This is a genomic window from Peribacillus folii, from assembly GCF_030271255.1.
Classification (GTDB): domain Bacteria; phylum Bacillota; class Bacilli; order Bacillales; family DSM-1321; genus Peribacillus.
Window position 1 is genome coordinate 433,661 of record NZ_JASJOM010000001.1, and the last position, 20,558, is coordinate 454,218.

27 protein-coding genes and 3 riboswitches are annotated in these 20,558 nt (G+C 44.9%); of the genes, 8 read left to right on the forward strand and 19 right to left on the reverse strand.

What is annotated here, in order from left to right:
* Positions 1-17: 17 nt before the first annotated feature.
* The 4 genes from QNI08_RS02090 to QNI08_RS02105 all read right to left on the reverse strand — a co-directional run bounded on the left by QNI08_RS02090 (position 18) and on the right by QNI08_RS02105 (position 2,979).
* Positions 18-203, reverse strand: a complete 186-nt coding sequence (locus QNI08_RS02090) for a sporulation protein Cse60 (protein WP_061143367.1) — start codon at positions 201-203, stop codon at positions 18-20.
* Between the two features lie 65 nt (positions 204-268).
* The gene (locus QNI08_RS02095) at positions 269-1,351 is read right to left on the reverse strand and encodes a tartrate dehydrogenase (RefSeq protein ID WP_285765760.1); all 1,083 of its coding nucleotides are present in this window, start codon (positions 1,349-1,351) and stop codon (positions 269-271) included.
* Between the two features lie 132 nt (positions 1,352-1,483).
* Positions 1,484-1,795, reverse strand: a complete 312-nt coding sequence (locus QNI08_RS02100) for a rhodanese-like domain-containing protein (RefSeq protein ID WP_285765761.1) — start codon at positions 1,793-1,795, stop codon at positions 1,484-1,486.
* 155 nt (positions 1,796-1,950) lie between these two features.
* On the reverse strand, positions 1,951-2,979 hold the full coding sequence (locus QNI08_RS02105; protein ID WP_285765881.1) for an NADH:flavin oxidoreductase/NADH oxidase: 1,029 nt from the start codon (positions 2,977-2,979) through the stop codon (positions 1,951-1,953).
* 177 nt (positions 2,980-3,156) lie between these two features.
* Between QNI08_RS02105 and QNI08_RS02110 the strand changes: the two genes are divergently transcribed.
* Complete coding sequence (locus QNI08_RS02110; protein WP_285765762.1) at positions 3,157-3,597, forward strand: MarR family winged helix-turn-helix transcriptional regulator; 441 nt, start codon at positions 3,157-3,159, stop codon at positions 3,595-3,597.
* Between the two features lie 502 nt (positions 3,598-4,099).
* Here the strand turns inward: QNI08_RS02110 and QNI08_RS02115 are convergent.
* Both QNI08_RS02115 and QNI08_RS02120 read right to left on the reverse strand, forming a co-directional pair.
* On the reverse strand, positions 4,100-4,939 hold the full coding sequence (locus QNI08_RS02115) for an aldo/keto reductase (protein ID WP_285765882.1): 840 nt from the start codon (positions 4,937-4,939) through the stop codon (positions 4,100-4,102).
* Positions 4,940-5,129: 190 nt separating this feature from the next.
* Entirely contained in the window at positions 5,130-6,323 is a 1,194-nt protein-coding gene (locus QNI08_RS02120) for an MFS transporter (protein ID WP_285765883.1), read from the reverse strand.
* A gap of 191 nt (positions 6,324-6,514) precedes the next feature.
* Between QNI08_RS02120 and QNI08_RS02125 the strand changes: the two genes are divergently transcribed.
* From QNI08_RS02125 to QNI08_RS02135, 3 genes are all read left to right on the forward strand, one after another.
* On the forward strand, positions 6,515-6,877 hold the full coding sequence (locus tag QNI08_RS02125) for a winged helix-turn-helix transcriptional regulator (protein WP_285765763.1): 363 nt from the start codon (positions 6,515-6,517) through the stop codon (positions 6,875-6,877).
* 199 nt (positions 6,878-7,076) lie between these two features.
* The gene (locus QNI08_RS02130; protein WP_285765764.1) at positions 7,077-7,412 is read left to right on the forward strand and encodes a hypothetical protein; all 336 of its coding nucleotides are present in this window, start codon (positions 7,077-7,079) and stop codon (positions 7,410-7,412) included.
* 17 nt (positions 7,413-7,429) lie between these two features.
* Positions 7,430-8,569, forward strand: a complete 1,140-nt coding sequence (locus QNI08_RS02135) for a CAP domain-containing protein (protein WP_285765765.1) — start codon at positions 7,430-7,432, stop codon at positions 8,567-8,569.
* 59 nt (positions 8,570-8,628) lie between these two features.
* On the opposite strand, the gene QNI08_RS02140 is transcribed toward QNI08_RS02135, so the two are convergent.
* Both QNI08_RS02140 and QNI08_RS02145 read right to left on the reverse strand, forming a co-directional pair.
* Positions 8,629-9,822: a NupC/NupG family nucleoside CNT transporter gene (locus QNI08_RS02140; RefSeq protein WP_285765766.1), complete on the reverse strand. Its 1,194-nt coding sequence runs from the start codon at positions 9,820-9,822 to the stop codon at positions 8,629-8,631.
* Positions 9,823-9,970: 148 nt separating this feature from the next.
* Positions 9,971-10,071: riboswitch (purine riboswitch) on the reverse strand.
* A 227-nt stretch (positions 10,072-10,298) separates the two neighbouring features.
* Complete coding sequence (locus tag QNI08_RS02145; RefSeq protein WP_285765767.1) at positions 10,299-11,039, reverse strand: alpha/beta hydrolase; 741 nt, start codon at positions 11,037-11,039, stop codon at positions 10,299-10,301.
* Between the two features lie 443 nt (positions 11,040-11,482).
* Here QNI08_RS02145 and QNI08_RS22470 point away from each other — a divergent pair, with 443 nt between their 5' ends.
* Positions 11,483-11,677, forward strand: coding sequence for a helix-turn-helix transcriptional regulator (locus QNI08_RS22470; protein ID WP_352231189.1), 195 nt, complete (start codon positions 11,483-11,485; stop codon positions 11,675-11,677).
* A gap of 254 nt (positions 11,678-11,931) precedes the next feature.
* On the opposite strand, the gene QNI08_RS02150 is transcribed toward QNI08_RS22470, so the two are convergent.
* The 8 genes from QNI08_RS02150 to QNI08_RS02185 form a co-directional block, all read right to left on the reverse strand.
* Positions 11,932-12,066: a hypothetical protein gene (locus QNI08_RS02150; RefSeq protein WP_285765768.1), complete on the reverse strand. Its 135-nt coding sequence runs from the start codon at positions 12,064-12,066 to the stop codon at positions 11,932-11,934.
* A 192-nt stretch (positions 12,067-12,258) separates the two neighbouring features.
* Positions 12,259-12,489: a hypothetical protein gene (locus QNI08_RS02155; protein WP_285765769.1), complete on the reverse strand. Its 231-nt coding sequence runs from the start codon at positions 12,487-12,489 to the stop codon at positions 12,259-12,261.
* A gap of 11 nt (positions 12,490-12,500) precedes the next feature.
* The gene (locus QNI08_RS02160) at positions 12,501-12,653 is read right to left on the reverse strand and encodes a hypothetical protein (protein ID WP_285765770.1); all 153 of its coding nucleotides are present in this window, start codon (positions 12,651-12,653) and stop codon (positions 12,501-12,503) included.
* Positions 12,654-12,674: 21 nt separating this feature from the next.
* Entirely contained in the window at positions 12,675-13,217 is a 543-nt protein-coding gene (locus QNI08_RS02165) for a VUT family protein (RefSeq protein ID WP_285765771.1), read from the reverse strand.
* Positions 13,218-13,268: 51 nt separating this feature from the next.
* A riboswitch (PreQ1 riboswitch) is annotated at positions 13,269-13,311 on the reverse strand.
* 89 nt (positions 13,312-13,400) lie between these two features.
* On the reverse strand, positions 13,401-14,387 hold the full coding sequence (locus QNI08_RS02170) for an HD domain-containing protein (protein WP_285765772.1): 987 nt from the start codon (positions 14,385-14,387) through the stop codon (positions 13,401-13,403).
* 79 nt (positions 14,388-14,466) lie between these two features.
* A complete protein-coding gene (locus QNI08_RS02175; RefSeq protein ID WP_285765773.1) occupies positions 14,467-14,700 on the reverse strand; it encodes a hypothetical protein in 234 nt (77 codons plus the stop codon).
* A gap of 20 nt (positions 14,701-14,720) precedes the next feature.
* Positions 14,721-15,080, reverse strand: coding sequence for a hypothetical protein (locus QNI08_RS02180; RefSeq protein ID WP_285765774.1), 360 nt, complete (start codon positions 15,078-15,080; stop codon positions 14,721-14,723).
* Positions 15,081-15,111: 31 nt separating this feature from the next.
* Complete coding sequence (locus QNI08_RS02185) at positions 15,112-15,321, reverse strand: hypothetical protein (protein ID WP_285765775.1); 210 nt, start codon at positions 15,319-15,321, stop codon at positions 15,112-15,114.
* A 145-nt stretch (positions 15,322-15,466) separates the two neighbouring features.
* Between QNI08_RS02185 and QNI08_RS02190 the strand changes: the two genes are divergently transcribed.
* Both QNI08_RS02190 and QNI08_RS02195 read left to right on the forward strand, forming a co-directional pair.
* Positions 15,467-16,036, forward strand: a complete 570-nt coding sequence (locus tag QNI08_RS02190; RefSeq protein ID WP_285765776.1) for a TetR/AcrR family transcriptional regulator — start codon at positions 15,467-15,469, stop codon at positions 16,034-16,036.
* 42 nt (positions 16,037-16,078) lie between these two features.
* Positions 16,079-16,426: a DUF4260 domain-containing protein gene (locus QNI08_RS02195; protein WP_285765777.1), complete on the forward strand. Its 348-nt coding sequence runs from the start codon at positions 16,079-16,081 to the stop codon at positions 16,424-16,426.
* A 42-nt stretch (positions 16,427-16,468) separates the two neighbouring features.
* Here the strand turns inward: QNI08_RS02195 and queE are convergent, their stop codons facing one another.
* The 3 genes from queE to queC are packed head-to-tail and all read right to left on the reverse strand — an operon-like array spanning position 16,469 to position 18,325.
* A complete protein-coding gene (queE, locus tag QNI08_RS02200; RefSeq protein ID WP_285765778.1) occupies positions 16,469-17,197 on the reverse strand; it encodes a 7-carboxy-7-deazaguanine synthase QueE in 729 nt (242 codons plus the stop codon).
* Complete coding sequence (gene queD / locus QNI08_RS02205) at positions 17,190-17,660, reverse strand: 6-carboxytetrahydropterin synthase QueD (protein ID WP_285765884.1); 471 nt, start codon at positions 17,658-17,660, stop codon at positions 17,190-17,192. The genes queE and queD overlap by 8 nt, the downstream gene beginning before the upstream one ends.
* Positions 17,660-18,325, reverse strand: a complete 666-nt coding sequence (gene queC, locus QNI08_RS02210; protein WP_285765779.1) for a 7-cyano-7-deazaguanine synthase QueC — start codon at positions 18,323-18,325, stop codon at positions 17,660-17,662. The genes queD and queC overlap by 1 nt, the downstream gene beginning before the upstream one ends.
* Before the next feature lie 54 nt (positions 18,326-18,379).
* A riboswitch (PreQ1 riboswitch) is annotated at positions 18,380-18,422 on the reverse strand.
* Between the two features lie 184 nt (positions 18,423-18,606).
* Here queC and QNI08_RS02215 point away from each other — a divergent pair.
* Positions 18,607-20,286, forward strand: coding sequence for a HAMP domain-containing methyl-accepting chemotaxis protein (locus QNI08_RS02215; RefSeq protein WP_285765780.1), 1,680 nt, complete (start codon positions 18,607-18,609; stop codon positions 20,284-20,286).
* Positions 20,287-20,558: the final 272 nt, after the last annotated feature.

Sequence of the window (20,558 nt, forward strand, 5' to 3'; positions counted from 1 at the left end):
ATCGGACCTGCAATTCCTCATTTTTTTTTATAAATGATCATCGCACTAAAACAGTAGATTTGTTCTTCTTCATCTTCCCCGGTAGTAGCAACATTGTATTTAATATCGACGATTTGATTTTCCCGGATATCCTCGAGGAAGACGTTCATTTCATCCTCTAAATCCTTCTCATGCTCATAATCGAATAATTTCACTTGGATCATCGGCTCTCCCCGCCCTTTTTACTATAATGATAGATATTGTGCAGGATGCCCACTTCCGCAGCTATTTATACGTTCTTTTTGTATAAAGCCGATAGCAGTGCAACCACTTCATTTCCGACATCTGCCGTCGTGGCTGTTCCGCCCATATCCGGGGTCAGCGTCTTTTGATCGACCATCACCTGTTCGATCACACCCAACACTTTTGCACCCCAATCACCATGCCCGAAGAAATCCAGTATTTGGCTCGCGGACCATATGGCGGCGAGGGGGTTAGCGATGCCTTTATGGGCAATGTCCGGAGCGGAGCCGTGAATCGGCTCGAACATCGAAGGATATTCCCGTTCCGGATTTAAATTGGCGCCTGAAGCAAGGCCCATCCCGCCCGCTATGGCAGCACCCAGATCCGTGATGATATCACCAAACAAATTGGAGGTGACGACGATTTGAAATCGCTCTGGCTGTTTGACAAAATACATGCTCGCCGCATCGACCAAATAGGAATGGATTGTCACATCCGGATACTCTTTTCCAACCTCTTCGAATACCTGATCCCAAAAAACCATGGAATAATTCAGGGCATTGGCTTTGCTAATGCTTGTCAGGCTCCTGCCCATCGTGCGGGCCAGCTCATACGCATAACGAATGATCCTCTCGGTTCCTTTCCGCGAAAAGACTCCCGTTTGCAGGACGACTTCCTCCGGTTTGCCTTTGAAAAGCCAATCACCGGCGCCGGAGTATTCCCCTTCGCTATTTTCCCGGATCACGACCATGTCGATTTGGTCACGAGTCACGTCTTTTAAAGGACATGGTGCGCCTTGAAGCAATTTGACAGGACGAACGTTCACATACTGATCGAATTCCTTCCTGATTTTCAGGAGCAGCTCACGTAATGAAATATGATCCGGCACTCCGGGATATCCAACCGCCCCGAGGTACACGGCGTCAAACTTCTTCAACCTTTCCATTCCATCATCAGGCATCATCGTACCGTGCTCCAAATAATGCTCACACCCCCAGGGGAAATACGTGAATTCGAAGGTAAAATCCCCGGCTATTGCAGCCGCTGCTTTCAGGATTTTCACGCCCTCATCAATCACCTCGGGACCTATTCCGTCACCTGCAATGACCGCTATTTTATGAATGTTCATTCCCTCGCCGCCTTTTATCCGAATTTTCCGAATCCTCTGTCTGTATTTTACCATATCCCCTTTGCTCTCCCACCATAAAAAGAGCCTCCGAATATGCACATATTCGAAGGCCGATTTTACATGGAAACCTATTCACTTAACGATGACTTCGCCGTCCCATTCCAGCATTCCGCCAACCATGTTTGCCACTTTATAGCCTTGTTCCTGCAAGTAATGGCAGACATTTTCACTGCGGCGTCCTGACCGGCAAATAAAAATATATTCCTTTTCTTTATCGAAGTAATCAAGATTGGCCGGGATGTCGTTCATGCGAATATGCTTTGCGCCTTCGATCATCCCTTCCTGCACTTCTTCGTCCTCACGAACATCGACAAGTTCCAGCGATTCGCCGGCCTCAAGCTTGGCTTCCACTTCTTCGGTTGTAACGATTTTGATATCTTCCATAATAAGCACCTCGAATTATCGTTTGTTTTATCCCACTCATTATAACAAAATATCCTGCTGAGCATCACTTTATCGTCGACTTTTCCTTCAAGTCTATCCGGAGAAACACGCTCATCAAGGTGATGGCAGCTTGGTTTGCCAGACCAAAGCCTATCTCAGTGCCTGAATCCACGTTCATATTGCACAGGAACTGCTATTTTTTTATTCAATGCCTGGGACGCATCCAAGGTCCAATATGGGTTTCTCAGCATCCCCCTGCCTACAGCGACCAAATCCGCCTCTTCATTGCCAATGACTGCATTTGCCAGGAGCGGATCATCCAATCGGCCAACAGCAATCACCGGAATATCCAACGCTTTCTTGATTTCCCTAGCCAAAGGCGTTTGGTAGCTTGCATGCGTGCCTGGTCTTCCAGCAGAACCAACCGGACCTTCGCCGCCTGAGCTCACATGAAACATATCGACGCCCGCTTCTTTAAACACCTTTGAAAAGGCAATGCTTTCTTCCAGCCCATACCCGCCTTCTACATATTCCCTTGCCGAGATTCGCATGATCAGCGGCATGCCAGCAGGCATTTCGCTTTTGGCGGCTTTAATGATCTCCACGCCAAACCTGGTCAAATCCTCGCCATATTCATCATCACGCTGATTCGTGATCGGTGATAAAAATTGATGAATGAGATATCCATGTGCACCATGTAACTCAATGACATCAAATCCTGCTTGAACGGCCCTTCTCACTGAAGCACGGAATTTATCGACAATCCCCTTCACTTCTTCCGTTTCCAGTGCGCGCGGTGTTTTGTACGTTTCATCAAAAGCAATGGCTGATGGAGCCACAGGCGTTTTGGCATCCTCCGCTTTACGGCCTGCATGGGCAATTTGGATGCCGATTTTAGCTCCGTACTGGTGCACTTCTTCAACGATTTTGGAGAATGCATCAATTTGATCATCCGACCATAATCCAAGATCGTGATCCGTAATACGTCCATCAGGTTCCACATCCGTCATTTCAACGATGATCAGGCCCGTGCCGCCGATTGCCCTGCTTACATAATGGTGCTGATGCCAATTGTTCGGGATTCCGTCCTTTGCTTCAACGGAATATTGGCACATCGGCGGCATGACGATCCTGTTCTTAAGTTCCAGTTCTTTTATACGGTAGGATGAAAACAAATCATTCATCATTACTATCTCCCTCCAATTTTCAATGCATGCACATGCATTTATATCATTTGAATCATGGTGTGTCAACGAATCCGTTTCCGGCAAGTGGCGGATTGAGGCCGATTGCTTCTTGGTATACTTCGTTTAATATGTGTTATATTTATAGATAGTAAGCAGAGGAAGGCGAATATATATATGTCCAGTAAGCAAAACCTTATAACAACATGGCTAGCGTTTACACGTATTCATGGCGAGCTCTCCAATGAGCTTGATCGCATGCTTCAGGCCGGGCACCAAACGACTCTGAATGAGTTTTATGTTCTATTATTCCTATCGGAAGCCCCAGAAAAAAAACTGCGGCTGCTCGAATTGCAACAGTTGGTCGGCCTTAGCCAAAGTGCCATGTCGAGGCTTTCCGTCAGGATGGAGAATAAAAGCTGCGGCGTCATCCAAAGACTTGGATATGAAGACGATCGCCGCGGTGTATGTGCGATCATAACCGACCGTGGTGAGACCAGACTTCAGGAAATCCTTGCCGCCGTAAATGAAACGCTCGAAAACGCCCTTAAAAAGACCGAGATCGACAAAGCACTCCAATTATTCGTACATGCTAAAGACGGGTTCTTTGAACAATGAACCAAGAAATTAGCCATGCATTTCCGTGCCCCATTCCGTTTTGGGGCATTTTTTTCCGTTCCTGACTTATCGGAACGAAAAGTGAGAGATCTCTGCCGGAAATACAGTCTAGGAACAAAAACCCCAGGACTGTTCCCCGAAGAGACCTGACGCCCGCAAAAAAGCGAGTGCATGCAGTGTAATGGAACAGCCTATATCCAAACCGCCCCTGACTGTCGGCGTTATGATATTCCTTCTTTGTTGTCACGCCAAATGAAATATAACGGAAGGGGCGACACTCCTGCGGGACATGCGCGTCTACGTGAGACCCCGCAGGCTGAAAAGCCAAGGAGGCTCACGGACTGCATCTGGATAAGGAATCGCTGCAGTGCAATGGAACGTTCATTGTATAAACTCCCCAGTAGAAGAGCATTGGACGCCATTTTCATCAAATCAAAAAAAACTGCAGACAAACCTCGTGTTTGTCTGCAGCCTAAGGACGTTTTCCTGTCCTCATCGATGATTAAAAGTCAAAATTATCAGGGTCCGGACCAACACGATGATTCTGGTTCAAGCCATCAATTTTGATCATTTCTTCGTCAGTCAATTGGAAATCGAAGACAGAAGAGTTTTCCACTATACGATGTTCCTTCGTGGATTTTGGAATCGTCACGATCTCATTTTGGAGATCCCAACGTAAAATGACCTGTGCAACGGACTTGCCATGCTTTGCCGCAATGGCCTGCAATACTTCATTATCAAGTAATTCCCCTTGCATCAAAGGTGACCAAGCTTCCAGCTGAATGCCTTGTTCCTTACAAAATGCTTGCAATTCCTTTTGCGTCAGACGCGGATGGCATTCGACCTGGTTGACCATCGGCTTTACGTCCGCATCCTTGATGACATCTTCTAAATGGTGAATCTGGAAGTTACTTACGCCGATCGCTTTCACTTTCCCTTCTTTATAAAGGGCTTCCAGTGCCCGCCATGCTTCTTTGTATTTCCCTTCCACTGGCCAATGGATCAGGTATAAATCCAGGTACTCCAAGCCAAGCTTCGATAAGCTTTTTTCGTAAGCTGCAATCGTCGATTCGTAACCTAAATCCGCATTCCATACTTTGGATGTTACGAATATTTCTTCCCGAGTGATTCCGGCTTCTTTTAGTCCTTCCCTGATCCCTTGTCCGACGCCTTCTTCATTTCCATAGATGGCGGCCGTATCAATGCTGCGATACCCCTGTTTGATTGCTGCTTTAACCGCATTGACCAGCTCGGGACCTTCCTCCACCTTAAATACACCCAAACCGAACCAAGGCATTTCCACACCGTTATGCAACGTTGCTGTAGCTTGTAAATTGTTCAACATGCTTGCTCTACCTCCCATATTTCCATTCAAATTTCCATCGACTGTAATGCGTGAAAGTATCGGCATCATTACACCCCTTCAAGGAATCTCCCCTCATTCGCTGAAGGGGTGTAATGATGCTTGATGTTCTGGGATACTCTATACGCCTACAGGAAATGACTTGCTTTTTGTAGTTTGCAGCCTTATCCTAGTTCGTCCCTTTTCCCTGATCCCTACGCTCCAGGGCACGGCTCCATCCAGTCAAAAGCACTGCGATGAAAACCATCACGCCGCCTATCCATGCTGTATGGATGAGGCCGATGGAATCCGTGATCACGCCGCCTAGATAGGCGCCGAGAGCGATGCCTGCATTAAAGGCAGCGATATTGATCGCAGATGCGACATCAACTGCACTTGGTACGAAGCGCTCCGCCAGCATGACAACATAGACTTGAAGCCCTGGGACATTCATGAAAGCAAATAACCCCATCAAAATGATTGTGATCAACCCGGCCAGCTTGAATGGTGCCGTGAAAGTCAAGACCACCAATACGATAGCCTGGATGAGGAACATATAAAATAAAGCCTGAATGGGATTGCGATTGGCTAATTTCCCGCCAAGGGTATTCCCTATCGCTATTGCTACTCCATATATTAACAAAATCAAGGCGACAGTTCCTTCTTTAAACCCTGTCACTTCCTGAAGCAGGGGTGACAAGTAGGTGAAGACAACGAATGTTCCGCCATATCCTAATGCCGTAATGATGAAGACCAGCAGTAAGCGACCATTTGTGATTAATTTGATTTGATCCCGAAATGTTGTACGTGCCGCCTTCCTTAAATCGGATGGGACAAGGACGCTATTGGCGATGAAAGCAATGAGGCCGATCGCCACAATGATGATGAAGGCAAATCTCCAGCCGAATTGCTGTCCGATGAAGGTTCCGAAGGGAACACCTGTCACCGTTGCCACCGTCAGGCCTGTAAACATGATGGCGATGGCGCTCGCCCTTCGATCTTCAGACACCAAATCCGCAGCAATCGTCGCACCAATCGACATGAAGATGCCATGTGCCAGTGCTGAAATGATACGTGCGATCAATAAAACACTGATCGTGGTCGCAGAAGCCGCCAATGCATTTCCTGCTATGAATACGACCATGATCCAAAGCAGCAAGGTTTTGCGCGACATATTCGATGTCAGTGATGTCAGGATCGGGGCCCCGAACATGACTCCCAAGGCATACAAGGATACCGTCAAACCAGCCGTCGTGACCGTAATGTGCATGTCCCTTGAGATCAGCGGCAGTAATCCGACACTGATGAACTCGGTCGTTCCAATCGCAAAGGCACTGATCGCCAAAGCCAGCAATGCCCATGTACTTTTATTTTTACTTGAAATCATACTCTCTTCTCCTTTTCTTCTTTTTGTACTATCATGAAAATTGCCTCAAGCAATTTTTTAATAAATGGTACAGTGGGATTCGGTGTGCAAATGTTATTATGAGATATAATATAAATAAAAAACAGTACGTACTTTAAAGTGATATAGGTACCTTTTGGTTCCTATAGGAAAAGGAGAGTATGGCCATCATGGAAAGAAAGAAGTACAATATATCGGTTGAAGCGACTCTGGAGGTACTGGGCGGCAAATGGAAATGTGTCATCCTCTGCCACCTGACCCACGGAAAAAAACGGACTAGTGAGCTGAAGCGCCTGATGCCGAACATCACCCAAAAAATGCTGACACAGCAATTGCGCGAGCTGGAAAAGGACGGGGTCATCGACCGGATCGTCTACAACCAGGTCCCGCCCAAAGTGGAATATGAGCTTAGTGAGTATGGAAAAAGCCTGGAAAGTATCCTTACCGCCCTGTGTACATGGGGAGAAACTCATATCACCAGAGTGTACGGGGATAAATCTTCCGTGCTGGAGGAAAGCATTTTGAATGAGTAGAAAAGATTAGCCGCAGCGGCTAATCTTTTTTTACTGCACTGCAGCATCCGAAACGTTCCTCTGTTTTAACGCCCATCATTTTTTGGTATAATATGTAATGCCATTCCGTTTTTATATCATGGAACAGGATCGTGCTGATTCTTTTCATTTTTTATTTAGTGAACGAATGAGTATAATTGGGGAAACCAAGGAGTGACATATGAGAGTCCTATTGGAATTGATGCGCATCATCTTGATATTCGGCATAGCCGGATCGATTTTTTCCGTGATTGTACACGGCATATACAGCAGCATCGGCGTGGACACGGGGCAGTATGGCTGGCTAGGTAGAGTCGCGACCTTCCTTTTATTATTCGTCTGGTACCGCAATAAATTGCAATTCAGCGGTTGGTACGCTGGAAAGGGAAAGGAAAGGCTCTCTAAAACAGCCTCTAGAATCCTCATCATCTGCTCACTATTGCTATTCTCGGCGCCACCCATTTTAAGCATGCTTACACATGGTTTTACCATAATCGGTTTCATCTATTCTAATTAGAGCAGGAGTGAACTTTTTTGCAAAAATTGTTTAATTTGGTTGTCCTCATCTTCCTGCTCGGTGCCTTTTGGCATGGATATGGCAAAGATATTCAGGAGTCCGGAGTCAAAGCCGGGGTCAGCTCATTTGCATCCGATTTTCATTCGCTCATTAACGGGCCTGAGGTTTCCGCAGCCCTGGAAAAGCTGAACACAGGCGTCAACAACCTGATGGGGTCGCTAACGGAAACTTTGGATACCGCTGCCGATAAGGAGCGGCAGGAAACGGAAAAAGTGAAAAAGCCCTCATTGAAAGCCCCAGCTGAAGCCACCTTTTCCGTCCGTAATATCGAAATGGGCGACACGAAGGCGAATGTAGAAAAACTTGCTGGTGAGGCGAAGCGGCATACGCGCAACGAATATGGCGTGGACTGGTATGCGTATCATGAAAATTACCAAAACTTCTTCATGGTTGCCTACAACACGGACGATAAAGTAGTCGGTTTATATACGAATCAGGACTTGATTTCCTCGAGGCAAGGCATAAAACGCGGCACACCTAAGGCGGAAGTGGCTGAAAAGCTTGGGAAGCCCATTACCAAGCTGCTTAAAGGAAACGTCTATTACCAGATTAAAAGCGATGGCGAATACGAGATGTTTGAACTGGATAACAGCTATGTGACGATTTTTTATGACAAGCACGAAGAAAATACCGTCACCTCGATTCAAATCGTCAATGCTGATCTCGAAAAGCAAAAAAACGGTTATTTTGCAGCAGCCAGCCCTGAGCTAAAGCAGGGCTTTGAATACCAATTATTCGATTTGACCAATGCAGCCCGGGTCAATCATGATCTCTCCGTGCTATCATGGGATAAACGGGTCAAGGTCACTGCCCAGGATCACAGTAAGGATATGGCCGTGAACCAATATTTCAACCATACCAACCTTGAAGGAGAGTCTCCCTTCGATCGGATGGAGGATGACAAAATCAAGTTCCGGATGGCAGGCGAGAACCTTGCTGCCGGGCAGAACAGCAGCATCTTCGCCCATGAAGGGTTAATGAATTCCATCGGGCACAGGGAAAACAAATTGCAGAAGGACTTCCAATCACTCGGTGTCGGGGTTGCTTTCGACAAAGAGCAGAAGCCCTATTATACGGAAAACTACTTGAGGAAATGACCGAAAAAAAGGAGGGCGACCATTGAAGAATGGATGCCCTCCTTTACTTTGCTATCGAATCACCAAACGAATAAGCCTACGACCATGGCACTTAACAAGGAAACGGCCATTCCGCTGACCAACAGTTTCCAAACGTTCCTTCCGATAATATTCGATTTCTCATCACTAAGGATCGAATTGAAGGTTCCATAGATCATCCCGACTGTGCTGAAGTTGGCAAATGACGTCAAATAAGTGACAGCAACAGCGACTGTATGCGGTGATAGGCTGCTGATTTGATCTTTTAAATCAAGCAAGGCGACGAACTCATTCGTGGCAAGCTTGATTCCCATCAATTGCGCCACATACATGGCATCATGTCCAGATAATCCAAGCAGGAATGCAAAAGGACTGAATATTACCGAGAAAATCTTTTGGATCGTCAAACCATCGATGAAGAAACCGAAAATGCCATTTAAAGCTGCCGTTAACGCAACATAGCCGATAACCATCGCCATGATGACAAAGACCATCTTGGCTCCAACCAGCATGCTGTTCGAAATGGTGGAAAAGAAATCCTTCTTTTCCTCTTTGGAAGGAACATACACGACATCTTCCTCCTTACTGACCTCGACAGGATTAAGCATGTTAGCAATCAGCAAGGCATTCAAGCAGTTCAAAGGTATCGCTACAAAAACATAGGTTGCCGGGACCATCGACAAGTAGGCACCAATGATTGAGCCGCTTATGCTGCTCATGCCCATGATGCCAAATGTCAATAACCGCTGGTCTTTAATCGCACCAAGCTGAGCACGGATAACGGCCAATGCCTCCGTATTCCCCAGGAACATCATCTGGATGGAAAAGAAGCTCTCAAGCTTTGGCAAACCGGAAACTTTTGAAATGAGCCAGCCCACTTTATCAATGATCCAAGTAAGTATGCCAAAATACGATAACACATCAAAAAACGTAATAATGAAAATGATAGGCATCAACGCACTAAAAAAGAAATCCACCTGTTCATTTGCCATAAGTGAAGGAAATACGAAAGAAATCCCTTCATTGGCACATTCAATCAACCAAGTGAAGAAGGATGCAATCAGATTAATCACCCATGCACCGATCTTGGTCGATAGCATGAACCAAGTGATGAGCAATTCAAAAACCAGCAAGGCAAGGATGGCTTTCCAATTCACTCTTCTTTTATTGGGTGAACAAAGGTAAACGATGCCCATTACAACTAAAACACCTAGTATATTCAATAAGAAATACATGCTTTCATCCCCTTTGTTTTTTATCATTTCCCATTATTATAAAAAAGCCCTTACCTTTTCACACTTTCAGCCGCAGGAAGAAAGTGTGAAAAGGTAAGGGCCTATTTAAGAAGGGCCGAATGACGGTCTTGTAGCCAACGTCCATCTCACCATTTTCATACTTCCTTGTAGTCCGGCATTACGGCTGCCAGGTAGAAACTATCAGACCATCATCACTGATATTATACAAGGATATTTTTTTATATATTCTAAGGGAAAATATAATCTTAAATTACTTTGTTTTCAATTACAATACGTTTTGTAATTATTATATTAATATAAATATTTCGACAAAGGCGAAACAGATAATGACCTCGATCTGTTCGAGATACGAATCAAGCAGCTTTCACTACTGCTTCAGCAAAAAAAGCCACCGAAATGGGTGGCTTCATTCTGACAGGGTACCCTGTTATCCAAATGGTAAATCGTTTTGCCATTTACCAAGGCAGTGTATTCAAGAAACGGTATACATCCTCATACACCTGTTCACGCTCTTTGCCCAATGTAATGATATGGCCGGATTTCTCATACCATATCAATGATTTATGCTGTGTATCCACTTCATTGTATATGATGGATGCACTATTTCTATAATCCGGGTCATCAAGACTCCCCTGTAACACAAGTGTCGGTGAAGTGATCAGATCCAGTTTATCGGCTGTATCATTAATCATATCAAGCGCTTCTTGTAAAGATGACATGGGCTCCTCTTTAAGCTTGTCCATTTCAGCGGCAACCTGATCTGCATCTTTGCCCTCAAACTTCTTATAAGCTTGTGCATAACTGAGCATCCGATTATTTAAACGGTCTACATCATTCCCGATCGTAGGGGCACACATGGACACGACACCCGTTACAGGCAACTCGATTCCGACTTTCAATGAAAAGACCCCACCAAGGGAAATGCCTACAACGGCAATTTCTTCGTAGCCCTCATCCTTCAAGTATTGATAGGCATTCTCCACATCTTCCCACCACTGCTTTGGACTCGTTTGAACAAGTTCCTCCGCTGGCAATCCATGCCCTCTGTAAAGAGGCCCGTGGCAAGTATAATCGCGATCATGCAAATATTTCCCCAATTTCTTCATATCCCCCGTACTTCCGGTAAACCCGTGAAGTAAAAGGACAGCTCTATCTCCACCTCTGTATGTGAATGACTCAGGTGCTTTCACTTTCATCTAACTAGGACCTTCTTTCTGCTCTTGTTGATAAATAGAATCTAAATGATTTTTCACAAAAAATCAATCAATACCCCTTGAATGGGCATTCTCCTATCCTCATCCGTTTTCTAAATAGAACCAAACACAACCGGATAGAGTACAATACCCACTACATACAACTCTTCCGTTCCGAAGCACATTTTACTATGATTAAATTTATTTAGCAATCGTCATTTAACCATTTTTTCAAGAAAAGTAAACTGCACCTTGTGATACGATATACAACGCACGGCACTTTACTAATTAAATCAGGAGGCGGTTCACTTGTGACAAGGGATGAATGAAAGGAAGCATTTACCTCGTTTTACTTTCCCCCCTGCAACAAAAAAAGCTCTACGGCGATGAAAGGACAAAGGGTATGAGGAAATGAGCAGGGAAAAATATGAAATCAGCGATGGAACATCTGCCCTTCCCTAACACGGATGGAAACAAAAGAATTCATCGCAGGCCAATGGAAAGAATCCGAATCCGGACGAAGAAAATATTATGCCCGCACCGAAATTGGCCAAACCGAACGGAAACGAAAATGCTTTTCCCTCCGGCAAACCCCCATTCAAAAAAGCTCCATAGAATTTTCAAAAAAATTAAGGCTCTGACTGCTGCTTTTCTCATAAATGAGAGCGGATTTTTCAAAATCCGAAACTTCACTCGCGAATTTTGGACGTTTTCTCGCCAATTTTAGGCTTTTACTCGCGAATTGGAGTTTTCACTTATGAATTTGGCGTGCATGCATTAATTCCAGCGACTTTTCCGCCAGTTCGGAGCGATTACTCGCCAATTTGGGGCTTTCACTCGCCAATTTTAGGCTTTTACTCGCCAATTCCAGGCTTTTACTCGCGATTTGGAGTTTTCACTCATGATTTTGGCTTGTATGCTTTAATTCCAGCGACTTTTCCGCCAGTTCGGAGCGATCACTCGCCAATTTGGGGCTTTCACTCGCGAATTTTGATGGTTTACTCGCCAATTTTAGGCTTTTACTCGCCAATTGGAGTTTTCACTCATGATTTTGGCTTGTATGCATTAATTCCAGCGACTTTTCCGCCAGTTCGGAGCGATTACTCGCCAATTGGAGTTTTCACTCATGATTTTGACGTGCATGCATTAATTCCAACGACTTTTCCGCCAGTTCGGAGCGATTACTCGCCAATTTCAGGCTTTTACTCGCGATTTGGAGTTTTCACTCATGATTTTGGCTTGTATGCATTAATTCCAACGACTTTTCCGCCAGTTCGGAGCGATTACTCGCCAATTTGGGGCTTTCACTCGCGAATTTTGATGGTTTACTCGCCAATTTTAGGCTTTTACTCGCCAATTTTGATGGTTTACTCGCGAATTTTAGGCTTTTACTGGCGTATTGGTATTGCACTCCTAAATTTGTGTTTCTTGAATAGGCGTGATTTCGTTTCATAAAAAAAGGGCCTATTTTGGCCCTTTTTCACTGATTCCTTGATGCTTGCGGTAATTGGCGCAGGAGATCTTCATGCATTCGCCCTGGACATGCGGACCGTATTTTTCACGAAAGGCTTCGAGGCAGTAGCATCTGTCTTCTTTCTTTTGGTTGGATCCTTGCATGTCGTGCTTCACTCCCCTTCGTTAACCGGTGACTGCGCGCTTCTCCAGCTTAATATGAATCTGTCCGAGCAGTATGGCACCGAAGGACTGAATGATCGTTTTGACGATAATTTGACCGATGATCGCTGCTGGCACGGCCTCCCATGGCAGGATATTGGCACCGAGCGGGCTTAGGCCGATGATGACAAACAGCACTGAATCGAAGAACCCGCCAACGATTCCGCTGTATAGCACCCTCCAGCTCATCGGCAATTTAAGCCGGGTGTAAATTTCCGTGTCGGCCGTTTCTGCAACCACGAACGATAATGCGGAAGCGAATACGATCAATAAGGTATCCCCTAATAGAAATGATACACATGCGGATAATATGAGTGCGCTGATGATGCAAAAATAGGTTTTCGCCCGGCCGAATTTATTCTGGACCAGATCGCGAAAGATGAACGTTCCCCCAATAAGCAGCGTCCCCATCGGTATGATGAACATCCCAAAATGCAAGGGCGCAAAGGCTGCTGTCACCACATTTGCGGTGATGATGGATACTAAATACAGTAAAACTCTTAACATTTCTTCCATTCTCCTCTTACAGAAAAAACAGCACCCCAAGAAAGAGCACTGTTCTCCTTAGTTTTTTTGAGAGGGTAGCTAGAACCTCTTCCGCCCGAGCGGATTATTGTTTTTCCTTTTTTATCGTAGCTTGAAAAGGAATGGAAATCAAGAGGTTTCCATTTGGGGGTTATCCGGTACATATCAAATATTTCGACATGGAGCGTCCAGCACTTTTAGATACATTCCCCTTGTAGCCTTTTTGCAGGCCTCGTTTCCCATGGCTTCCACTTTTGCCGATAGCTTCGATGCCCTGATCAATCGGTTTCCATGCATGACGGAGGGGTCAATCAGCCGCACTTTCGTTTTCCGATAGATATCGTAGTCCGTTTGAACCTCGTACAGTGTAACGTTTCCATGTAACCGTCCCAGCAGTTTTTTCAAGTCATCATCTTCAATCGAATGGAGCAGAAGCATGACGTCTTCATCTTCACCAAGCAGGTCATCAAGGCCGATCCATTTTTTATCCAAGGCCCACTTCAAGGTTTTTGCCAACGCATCATAGCCATAAATATTGAGCGGGTCCATGAAAAAATCGATCACTTCCCCATAATACGTTTCCACGAACCATTCAGCAGCTTCGAGATTATCGACGTACATCCTTCCGTCCATGATAATCATATGCTCCAGAAAGTCTGTTACCGATTCCAGCGTAATGTTTCCATAGTGATACATGTCACGGAGAGTATAATCCACTCGATCAGCGCATAACTCAGGTGCCGACCGTTCCAATAGCCTCCAGTCTGAACGCATGATACCTTCACAGGAATATCCATATTGCTTAAGGATAGCCGGAATTTCGGAATTCATAATGGTTTTTTCATATATTTTTTCATGGTAATTTTCTTCTTCACAATCGAGAGCGAAATCGATGACATGCGAAAAGGCCGTGTGTGATACGTCATGCAGCAGGCCAGCAATTTGTTCCTGCACTGTTCCGCCAAGCTGCTTGATTAGTAACATCACACCAACGGAATGCTCATATCTCGTTACATTCCACATTTCATTCACTAAGTAACTGGCTCCGCCTTGATGGACCCCCTTCAGCCTTTGGACCGGTTTACTTAACATCAGCTCTTCAAGAACGCCCTCGACCACGTGCTGTCCATAGATACTATCCGAAACGATCACTCACCTGCACTCCCTCATTCATTATTCTAGATTGTGATCGGGTTCCTTCACGAAAATTATTTCCCCACTCTCCCCTTGCTTATATTGTTTTCTTGTCAATTCCCTCATCGTTCAAATCGATATCTACGCGGTGGCCCTTATCCGCTTCATCACCATTGAGTATGACTTCATTCGTGATTACTCGATCTGCTGGATGAACGATAAAAAGGTCTTCTTGAGGGTCCGTCTTTATAAAAAAAGGAGAGCGAATACAAAACAACCGGTCAATGAGATGAGTATTACAGATACTATTGCTAATTTCTTTTTCATGCATTAGTCCCTTTCATCCTGTCCTTATTTTAGCACAAAAGGGATTTGTTGGTTTTTTGATAAATGAGTAATGGGTTCCTTTTTTTCGCTTACTGACACCTTCATATCTCCGATGAATTGATCATGAACATAAAGCCGCAAATTCCAGATGCCGGTTTCTGTAAAGGCAACAATCGTTGTCGCCGTCGATACAGGAACATCATTGCGGCCATGATTAAAGCTGACGGGCTCAGGCGTATACGCTGTAGGTAATTTTTTGATCGGCGTGTTTCTATTGTTCACTTCCCCTTTAGCTGTATGGCTTTTACCGCCAGTATGAGTGGCCTTTACCTTTAGTTCGCCTAAAGGAATCTCTTCGCCATTTCTCCAAAAGAGCCACTCCATTACATTTTCTTTATCCACCACTAAAGGTTTATCAATAAAACCGAAATTCCGCTCCTCCCCCCCTCACCACATGCAGCATCAGCACATCTTTTACTTTTTCAGCTATGGTGAATGTTTGTGCAGCATTTAATTGGTCGTCAGCCAATCCTTCATCGGTTATACTCCATTCAGCATCGGCCTCATTGGGAATTGTCAAACCAATCAGCAGTAACGTGATTAAAACGGGATATTTTGATTTCATAGGTCTCCTTCCACCATTCTTGGTTTACTATATTAGACGATTCAAGCAAATTTCCGTTTCATAAAAATGGAAAATTCTTTTGACGAAATAAAAAATCTAGGTTATCATTTTTATTAACCACTGGTCAAAAAAAGGAGGCGATAGGATGTCGCCAAGGAAATCAGCAGGTACTGATCTATCAAAGGAAATGGTATTGAAGGAAGCCAGACAGCTTTTTGCCGCCTTCGGGTACGCGAGCGTTTCCATGAGGCAGCTGGCCAAAGCATTGAATTGCAGCCATGGAGCCCTTTATTATCATTTCAAAAACAAGGCAGAGATCTTTTATAATTTGGTAAAAACGGATTTCTCGGCTTTAAATCACTTAATCGATGAGATTCTTCAATCGGAATACCACCCTCAGCAAAAACTGGAAAAGGTCTTATTATGTTTTATCGAGTTCGGCTTGACCCAACAAAATCATTATTCCATCATGTTTTTATCCAAGGAAAAGGAAATTCAGCATTTACTGCAAATCGATTCCACCAAAACCTATGAAAAGCTCATCACATCCATGGCCGAGCTGACGGATGATAAGTTAGACCCTGCATCCATCTGGTCGATTTTTCTTTCCCTTCACGGCTTCATTACTTTTTATATCAATTCCGAGCTATCCTATCCAGATGTGCAAGGGCTGGCGCATTTCCATGTGAAAAATATCATGAAAAATATTGGATGAAACTCGTTGACCATTGGTCAATTAAACTTGGGAGGCTAGAAAATGGTAAAGAAATGGTTACATATTGAAGGACTGCTGGTTTTTTTTGCAATGATTTATGTGTATTCCTTATCTGATTTCAGCTGGTGGTTGTTTCTATTATTGCTTCTTTCCCCCGATGTTTCGATGGCGGCCTATTTGCTTGGTGAACGTGCAGGAGCAAGGGTTTATAATGTCTTTCATACCTACGCACTTCCGATACTTCTGCTAGCTGCGGCTGTTTTTTTCAAGCTGGATTCCCTGTTGATGATCGGTTTGATTTGGACCGCCCATATCGGGATGGATCGTTTTTTTGGCTATGGACTTAAATACGACACGTCATTCAAAGCTACGCATATGCAAAAAGTTTAAGCAGAAGGCAGCGTGAATACGCTTCACACTGCCTTCCCCTCTTTATACGCCCCGCTTGTTGCCCCATATATAGGTATGGAGCTGCGGGAGAACTCTCACGTCATTCAATTGGTCATCGGCAATCACTTTATCGATTAACTCTTCATATTTCTTCAATAATCCACTGATCAAATGCTGATCATCCGCCGTCCTGCTATCGTCATTGCCTACCTGCAGATAAAAAGGGATGTCCGGATACCGCTCATGTACACGCTTGGCATACTGATAATCTTCTTCATTAAAGACGACAATCTTCAATGAGACCTGGTTTTGGGGATTTCGGTCGCCCAGCTTCTCCAATATTTGATCGAGTACGGTAAAGTCCGTGTTCATTCCCGAGCTCGGCGGCTTAGGTGATAGCGTCAGTTCATCGATATCGAGGAACCAGTCCTGCCAACGGCTTCCTTGTGTTTCAACACCGATTTTGATTTTGTGTTCGTGCAGCAGTGCGATCAAGCCATTCAGATTTTTCAGAAGGGCCGGATTCCCTCCGGATATCGTTACGAAGGAAAAACCCGAGCCTCCAATCCGTTTCAGCTCGCCCCAGATTTCTTCTGCGGTCATCTGGACGGTATCTTCTTTCCCTGAGCCATCCCAGGTAAAAGCCGAATCACACCAAGAACAGGAATAATCGCAGCCGGCCGTCCGGACGAACATCGTCTTTTGGCCAATGACCATCCCCTCACCCTGGATGGTTGGTCCAAATATTTCCATAACCGGGAGTTTACTCACTTTCCATCCACTCCCGTCTCGCCTCGGCATAACTTGTCGGTGTTTCGTAGAGGCGGACAAATTCAACCCTGGCACCCTGGTAATGTTTCATAGAAAGGGCTTCGGCCATTTTTTCGTATATCCAAACCACCATATTTTCGGCAGTTGTATTCATGAGCGGCAGCGTTTCATTCAAATAACGATGATCAAGGTGGATTTCAATTTCATTTTTCCAGATTTCCTTCATGTCACCGAAATCTATCATCAAACCGCGTGAATCCGTATAGCCGCTCAATCCGAAAATGACCTTGTATGTGTGACCGTGAAGATTCTTGCATTTCCCTTCATAGTCGTGCAGGTGGTGTGCTGCGTCAAAAGTGAATTCCTTGCTGACGAGGACCCTCTTCTTGGTATAGTTCAGCTGGCTTCGCTTTATATCGACATCTATTTTTTGAAGCTTATCAACGATTTTAAACCCATACATCATGAAAGGACCCTCCGTCTGCTTACATAGTCATCCAGCCCTTTCTTGCGCAGCTTACATGCCGGACATTCTCCACAGCCGTCCGATATGACGCCATTATAGCAAGTCAGGGTCTTTTCGCGGACGAATTCGAACGCGCCAAGCTGATCGGCAAGCTCCCATGTTTCTTCTTTATTCAGCCACATAAGCGGCGTATCGATTACGAATGACTGGTCCATCGACAAGTTCAAGGTCACGTTCAGCGATTTAATGAAAACATCGCGGCAGTCCGGGTATCCGCTGAAGTCCGTTTCGCAGACGCCTGTGACAATATGCTTGGCCCCGATCTGGCTGGCCAGAACTCCCGCAAACGAAAGGAACAGCAAATTCCTACCAGGCACGAATGTTGATGGCAATTCGCCATCTTCCCCATCTTCCACTGCTATGTCACTTCTCGTCAAGGCGTTGGGCGCCAGCTGGTTCAGCAGTGACATGTCAAGGATATGATGGTTGATGCCCAGTTCCTTCGCGATCTGTTGGGCGCATTCGATTTCCAGGCTGTGCCGCTGATTATAATCGAATGTCACCGCCTCTACTTCCGCGAATCTTTCCATTGCCCAAAACAGACATGTCGTACTGTCCTGACCTCCGCTAAACACTACTACTGCCTTTTCTTTCTTCTTCATTTCTATAAAACTCCTTTTACGGAAAAAAACAGCACCCTAAGAATAGAGTACTGTTTCTCCTTAGTTTTTTTGAGAGGGTAGCTAGAACCTCTTCCGCCTTAAGCGAAATATGCTATTTTTCCACCCATAATCGTAACTTGAAAACGAAAAGAAATCAAGTGGTTTATATGCCGACATTAGACCGAATGGTAAACTTGGTTTTTTGGACAAACCGATTAACAATTTTCACTGTTTTTCCGATAAATAAGTGAACAAACTTATTGATAAAGGGGTCCATGCATGTGAGAAGCATTAAAGGGAAGATATTGGTGGCATTTTCACTCATCATATCTTTATGTATCATCTTAGGGGCATTCAGTATTTATAGCAGCAACAAGTCACTGGTACATTCGCAAAATATCATTGAAAAGGAATTGCCGCTTTTGATCGAGAGCGAAAAACTGTTATATAATCTTTCCCAAAGAACGGCATTCGCCAGAGCCTACATATTATATGGCGACGAAAGTTATAAAGAAAAATTCTTACAATATAGCGATGATAGCAAAGACATCCAGGAGAAGCTTTTGTCCTTGAACGATTCGGAGGAAACGAAGGAATTGGTCGATAAAAGTGTGGATTGGAGGACGATGATTGTCGAGCGGGTGTTCACACAATATGAAAAAGGAAATCCGGAACGTGCTAAAGAAATCCTCAAAAACGAAGTGGCACCCATCAGTAACAATATAATGGAAGGCTTCAAGGGGCTCGCTTCGGAACAGGAGGACTTGATTCAAGCTTCAGGCGAAACCGTCATGGCTAGCGGGAAATCGGTCAAGGTGACCAGTATCATCATCTCCATTGCCGCCGTCATCATTGGGATCCTCCTTGCCATCGTCACTGCCCATCTCATTACCGCTCCCCTCCTGAAAATCAGGGATCGGATGAAATCGGTGGCAGCCGGAGAGCTGGATCATGAGCCGCTGGAACGCAAATCAAATGATGAAATCGGCGAATTAACGGAGTCTTCCAACCAAATGCAGAAAAATCTCCGTGATACGATCGAAAAAACACTGGCTGTATCCGAATCCGTTTCCAACCAAAGCCAAAGCCTGACCCAATCAGCATATGAAGGACAGCAGGGCAGTAAGCAGATAGCGACCACGATGTACGAACTTTCGGAAGGATCGGAGTCACAAGCCAATCGGGCAACGGAAATGGTCCGCATGATGGAGGATTTCACCGCCAAAATCGAACGGGCCCATCTTGACGGGGCTGCGGTATTCATGAGTTCAAGTGAAATCCATACGTTAACCAAGGAAGGAACCATTTTGATGCGCAGCTCGGTTCAACAAATGAAAACGGTCGATAGCATCGTCAAACATGCTGTCGAGCAAGTGAAGGGCCTTGATTCTCGATCACAGGAAATCTCGCAGCTCGTTCAGGTCATTAAGGACATTTCCAATCAAACCAACCTTCTGGCCCTGAATGCTGCCATTGAAGCTGCACGAGCTGGCGAGCATGGCAAAGGCTTTGCCGTCGTTGCGGATGAAGTGAGAAAACTCGCGGAAGAGGTCACCCACTCCGTAGGAGATATCACCGAAATTGTCGATACGATCCAGACAGATTCAAAAAACGTCGTCATATCCCTGGAGGAAGGCTATTCCCAGGTGGATGAGGGCACAAAACAAATTATCCTTACCGGCCAAACCTTCGACACGATCAATCATTCCGTCGATGAGATGAGTACGAAAATCCAACATATTACAGATGAATTGAACTATATCTCTACTAATAGTAAAAACATCAATCTCGCCATCGAAGACATCGCAGCCGTTTCCGAAGAGTCTGCAGCAGGCATCGAGCAAGTGTCCGCCTCCGCTCAACAATCGAGCTCGGCTATGGATGAAATCAACCATCATGCAGGTGAGCTTGAATCATCCGCTGCGCAACTGATTGAGCAAGTCAAGAAATTCCGGATATAATAGTAGCGAATTCCTGCCAATCCGAGGCGGGAATTCGTATTTCCCCTCTATGAAGGGGTTGTTTTAGTTTCTTCGGTTCGGGGAATAAAAGACTATACAGATAAAAAAGCATTCAACAGAAATAATGACGATGGATATTTCGTTTTGTTTTCAGAATATTTCGTGTATAATTAATGTACAAGAAGGGATATTTTAACTTTTTTCGAAAAATAGGCCTATCCAACCAGCAGGCACAATATGAGGATCCCCTGCATTTCAATGATTTGTAGACA

Bases quoted from the DNA above. Each gene is read 5' to 3' on its own strand.
- QNI08_RS02090 (WP_061143367.1), bottom strand. From the start codon at position 203: ATGATCCAAGTGAAATTATTCGATTATGAGCATGAGAAGGATTTAGAG.
- QNI08_RS02095 (WP_285765760.1), bottom strand. From the start codon at position 1,351: ATGAACATTCATAAAATAGCGGTCATTGCAGGTGACGGAATAGGTCCC.
- QNI08_RS02100 (WP_285765761.1), bottom strand. From the start codon at position 1,795: ATGGAAGATATCAAAATCGTTACAACCGAAGAAGTGGAAGCCAAGCTT.
- QNI08_RS02105 (WP_285765881.1), bottom strand. From the start codon at position 2,979: ATGAATGATTTGTTTTCATCCTACCGTATAAAAGAACTGGAACTTAAG.
- QNI08_RS02110 (WP_285765762.1), top strand. From the start codon at position 3,157: ATGTCCAGTAAGCAAAACCTTATAACAACATGGCTAGCGTTTACACGT.
- QNI08_RS02125 (WP_285765763.1), top strand. From the start codon at position 6,515: ATGGAAAGAAAGAAGTACAATATATCGGTTGAAGCGACTCTGGAGGTA.
- QNI08_RS02130 (WP_285765764.1), top strand. From the start codon at position 7,077: ATGAGAGTCCTATTGGAATTGATGCGCATCATCTTGATATTCGGCATA.
- QNI08_RS02140 (WP_285765766.1), bottom strand. From the start codon at position 9,822: ATGTATTTCTTATTGAATATACTAGGTGTTTTAGTTGTAATGGGCATC.
- QNI08_RS02145 (WP_285765767.1), bottom strand. From the start codon at position 11,039: ATGAAAGTGAAAGCACCTGAGTCATTCACATACAGAGGTGGAGATAGA.
- QNI08_RS02155 (WP_285765769.1), bottom strand. From the start codon at position 12,489: ATGAAACGAAATCACGCCTATTCAAGAAACACAAATTTAGGAGTGCAA.
- QNI08_RS02160 (WP_285765770.1), bottom strand. From the start codon at position 12,653: ATGCAAGGATCCAACCAAAAGAAAGAAGACAGATGCTACTGCCTCGAA.
- QNI08_RS02165 (WP_285765771.1), bottom strand. From the start codon at position 13,217: ATGTTAAGAGTTTTACTGTATTTAGTATCCATCATCACCGCAAATGTG.
- QNI08_RS02175 (WP_285765773.1), bottom strand. From the start codon at position 14,700: ATGCATGAAAAAGAAATTAGCAATAGTATCTGTAATACTCATCTCATT.
- QNI08_RS02180 (WP_285765774.1), bottom strand. From the start codon at position 15,080: ATGGAGTGGCTCTTTTGGAGAAATGGCGAAGAGATTCCTTTAGGCGAA.
- QNI08_RS02185 (WP_285765775.1), bottom strand. From the start codon at position 15,321: ATGAAATCAAAATATCCCGTTTTAATCACGTTACTGCTGATTGGTTTG.
- QNI08_RS02190 (WP_285765776.1), top strand. From the start codon at position 15,467: ATGTCGCCAAGGAAATCAGCAGGTACTGATCTATCAAAGGAAATGGTA.
- QNI08_RS02195 (WP_285765777.1), top strand. From the start codon at position 16,079: ATGGTAAAGAAATGGTTACATATTGAAGGACTGCTGGTTTTTTTTGCA.
- queD (WP_285765884.1), bottom strand. From the start codon at position 17,660: ATGTATGGGTTTAAAATCGTTGATAAGCTTCAAAAAATAGATGTCGAT.
- queC (WP_285765779.1), bottom strand. From the start codon at position 18,325: ATGAAGAAGAAAGAAAAGGCAGTAGTAGTGTTTAGCGGAGGTCAGGAC.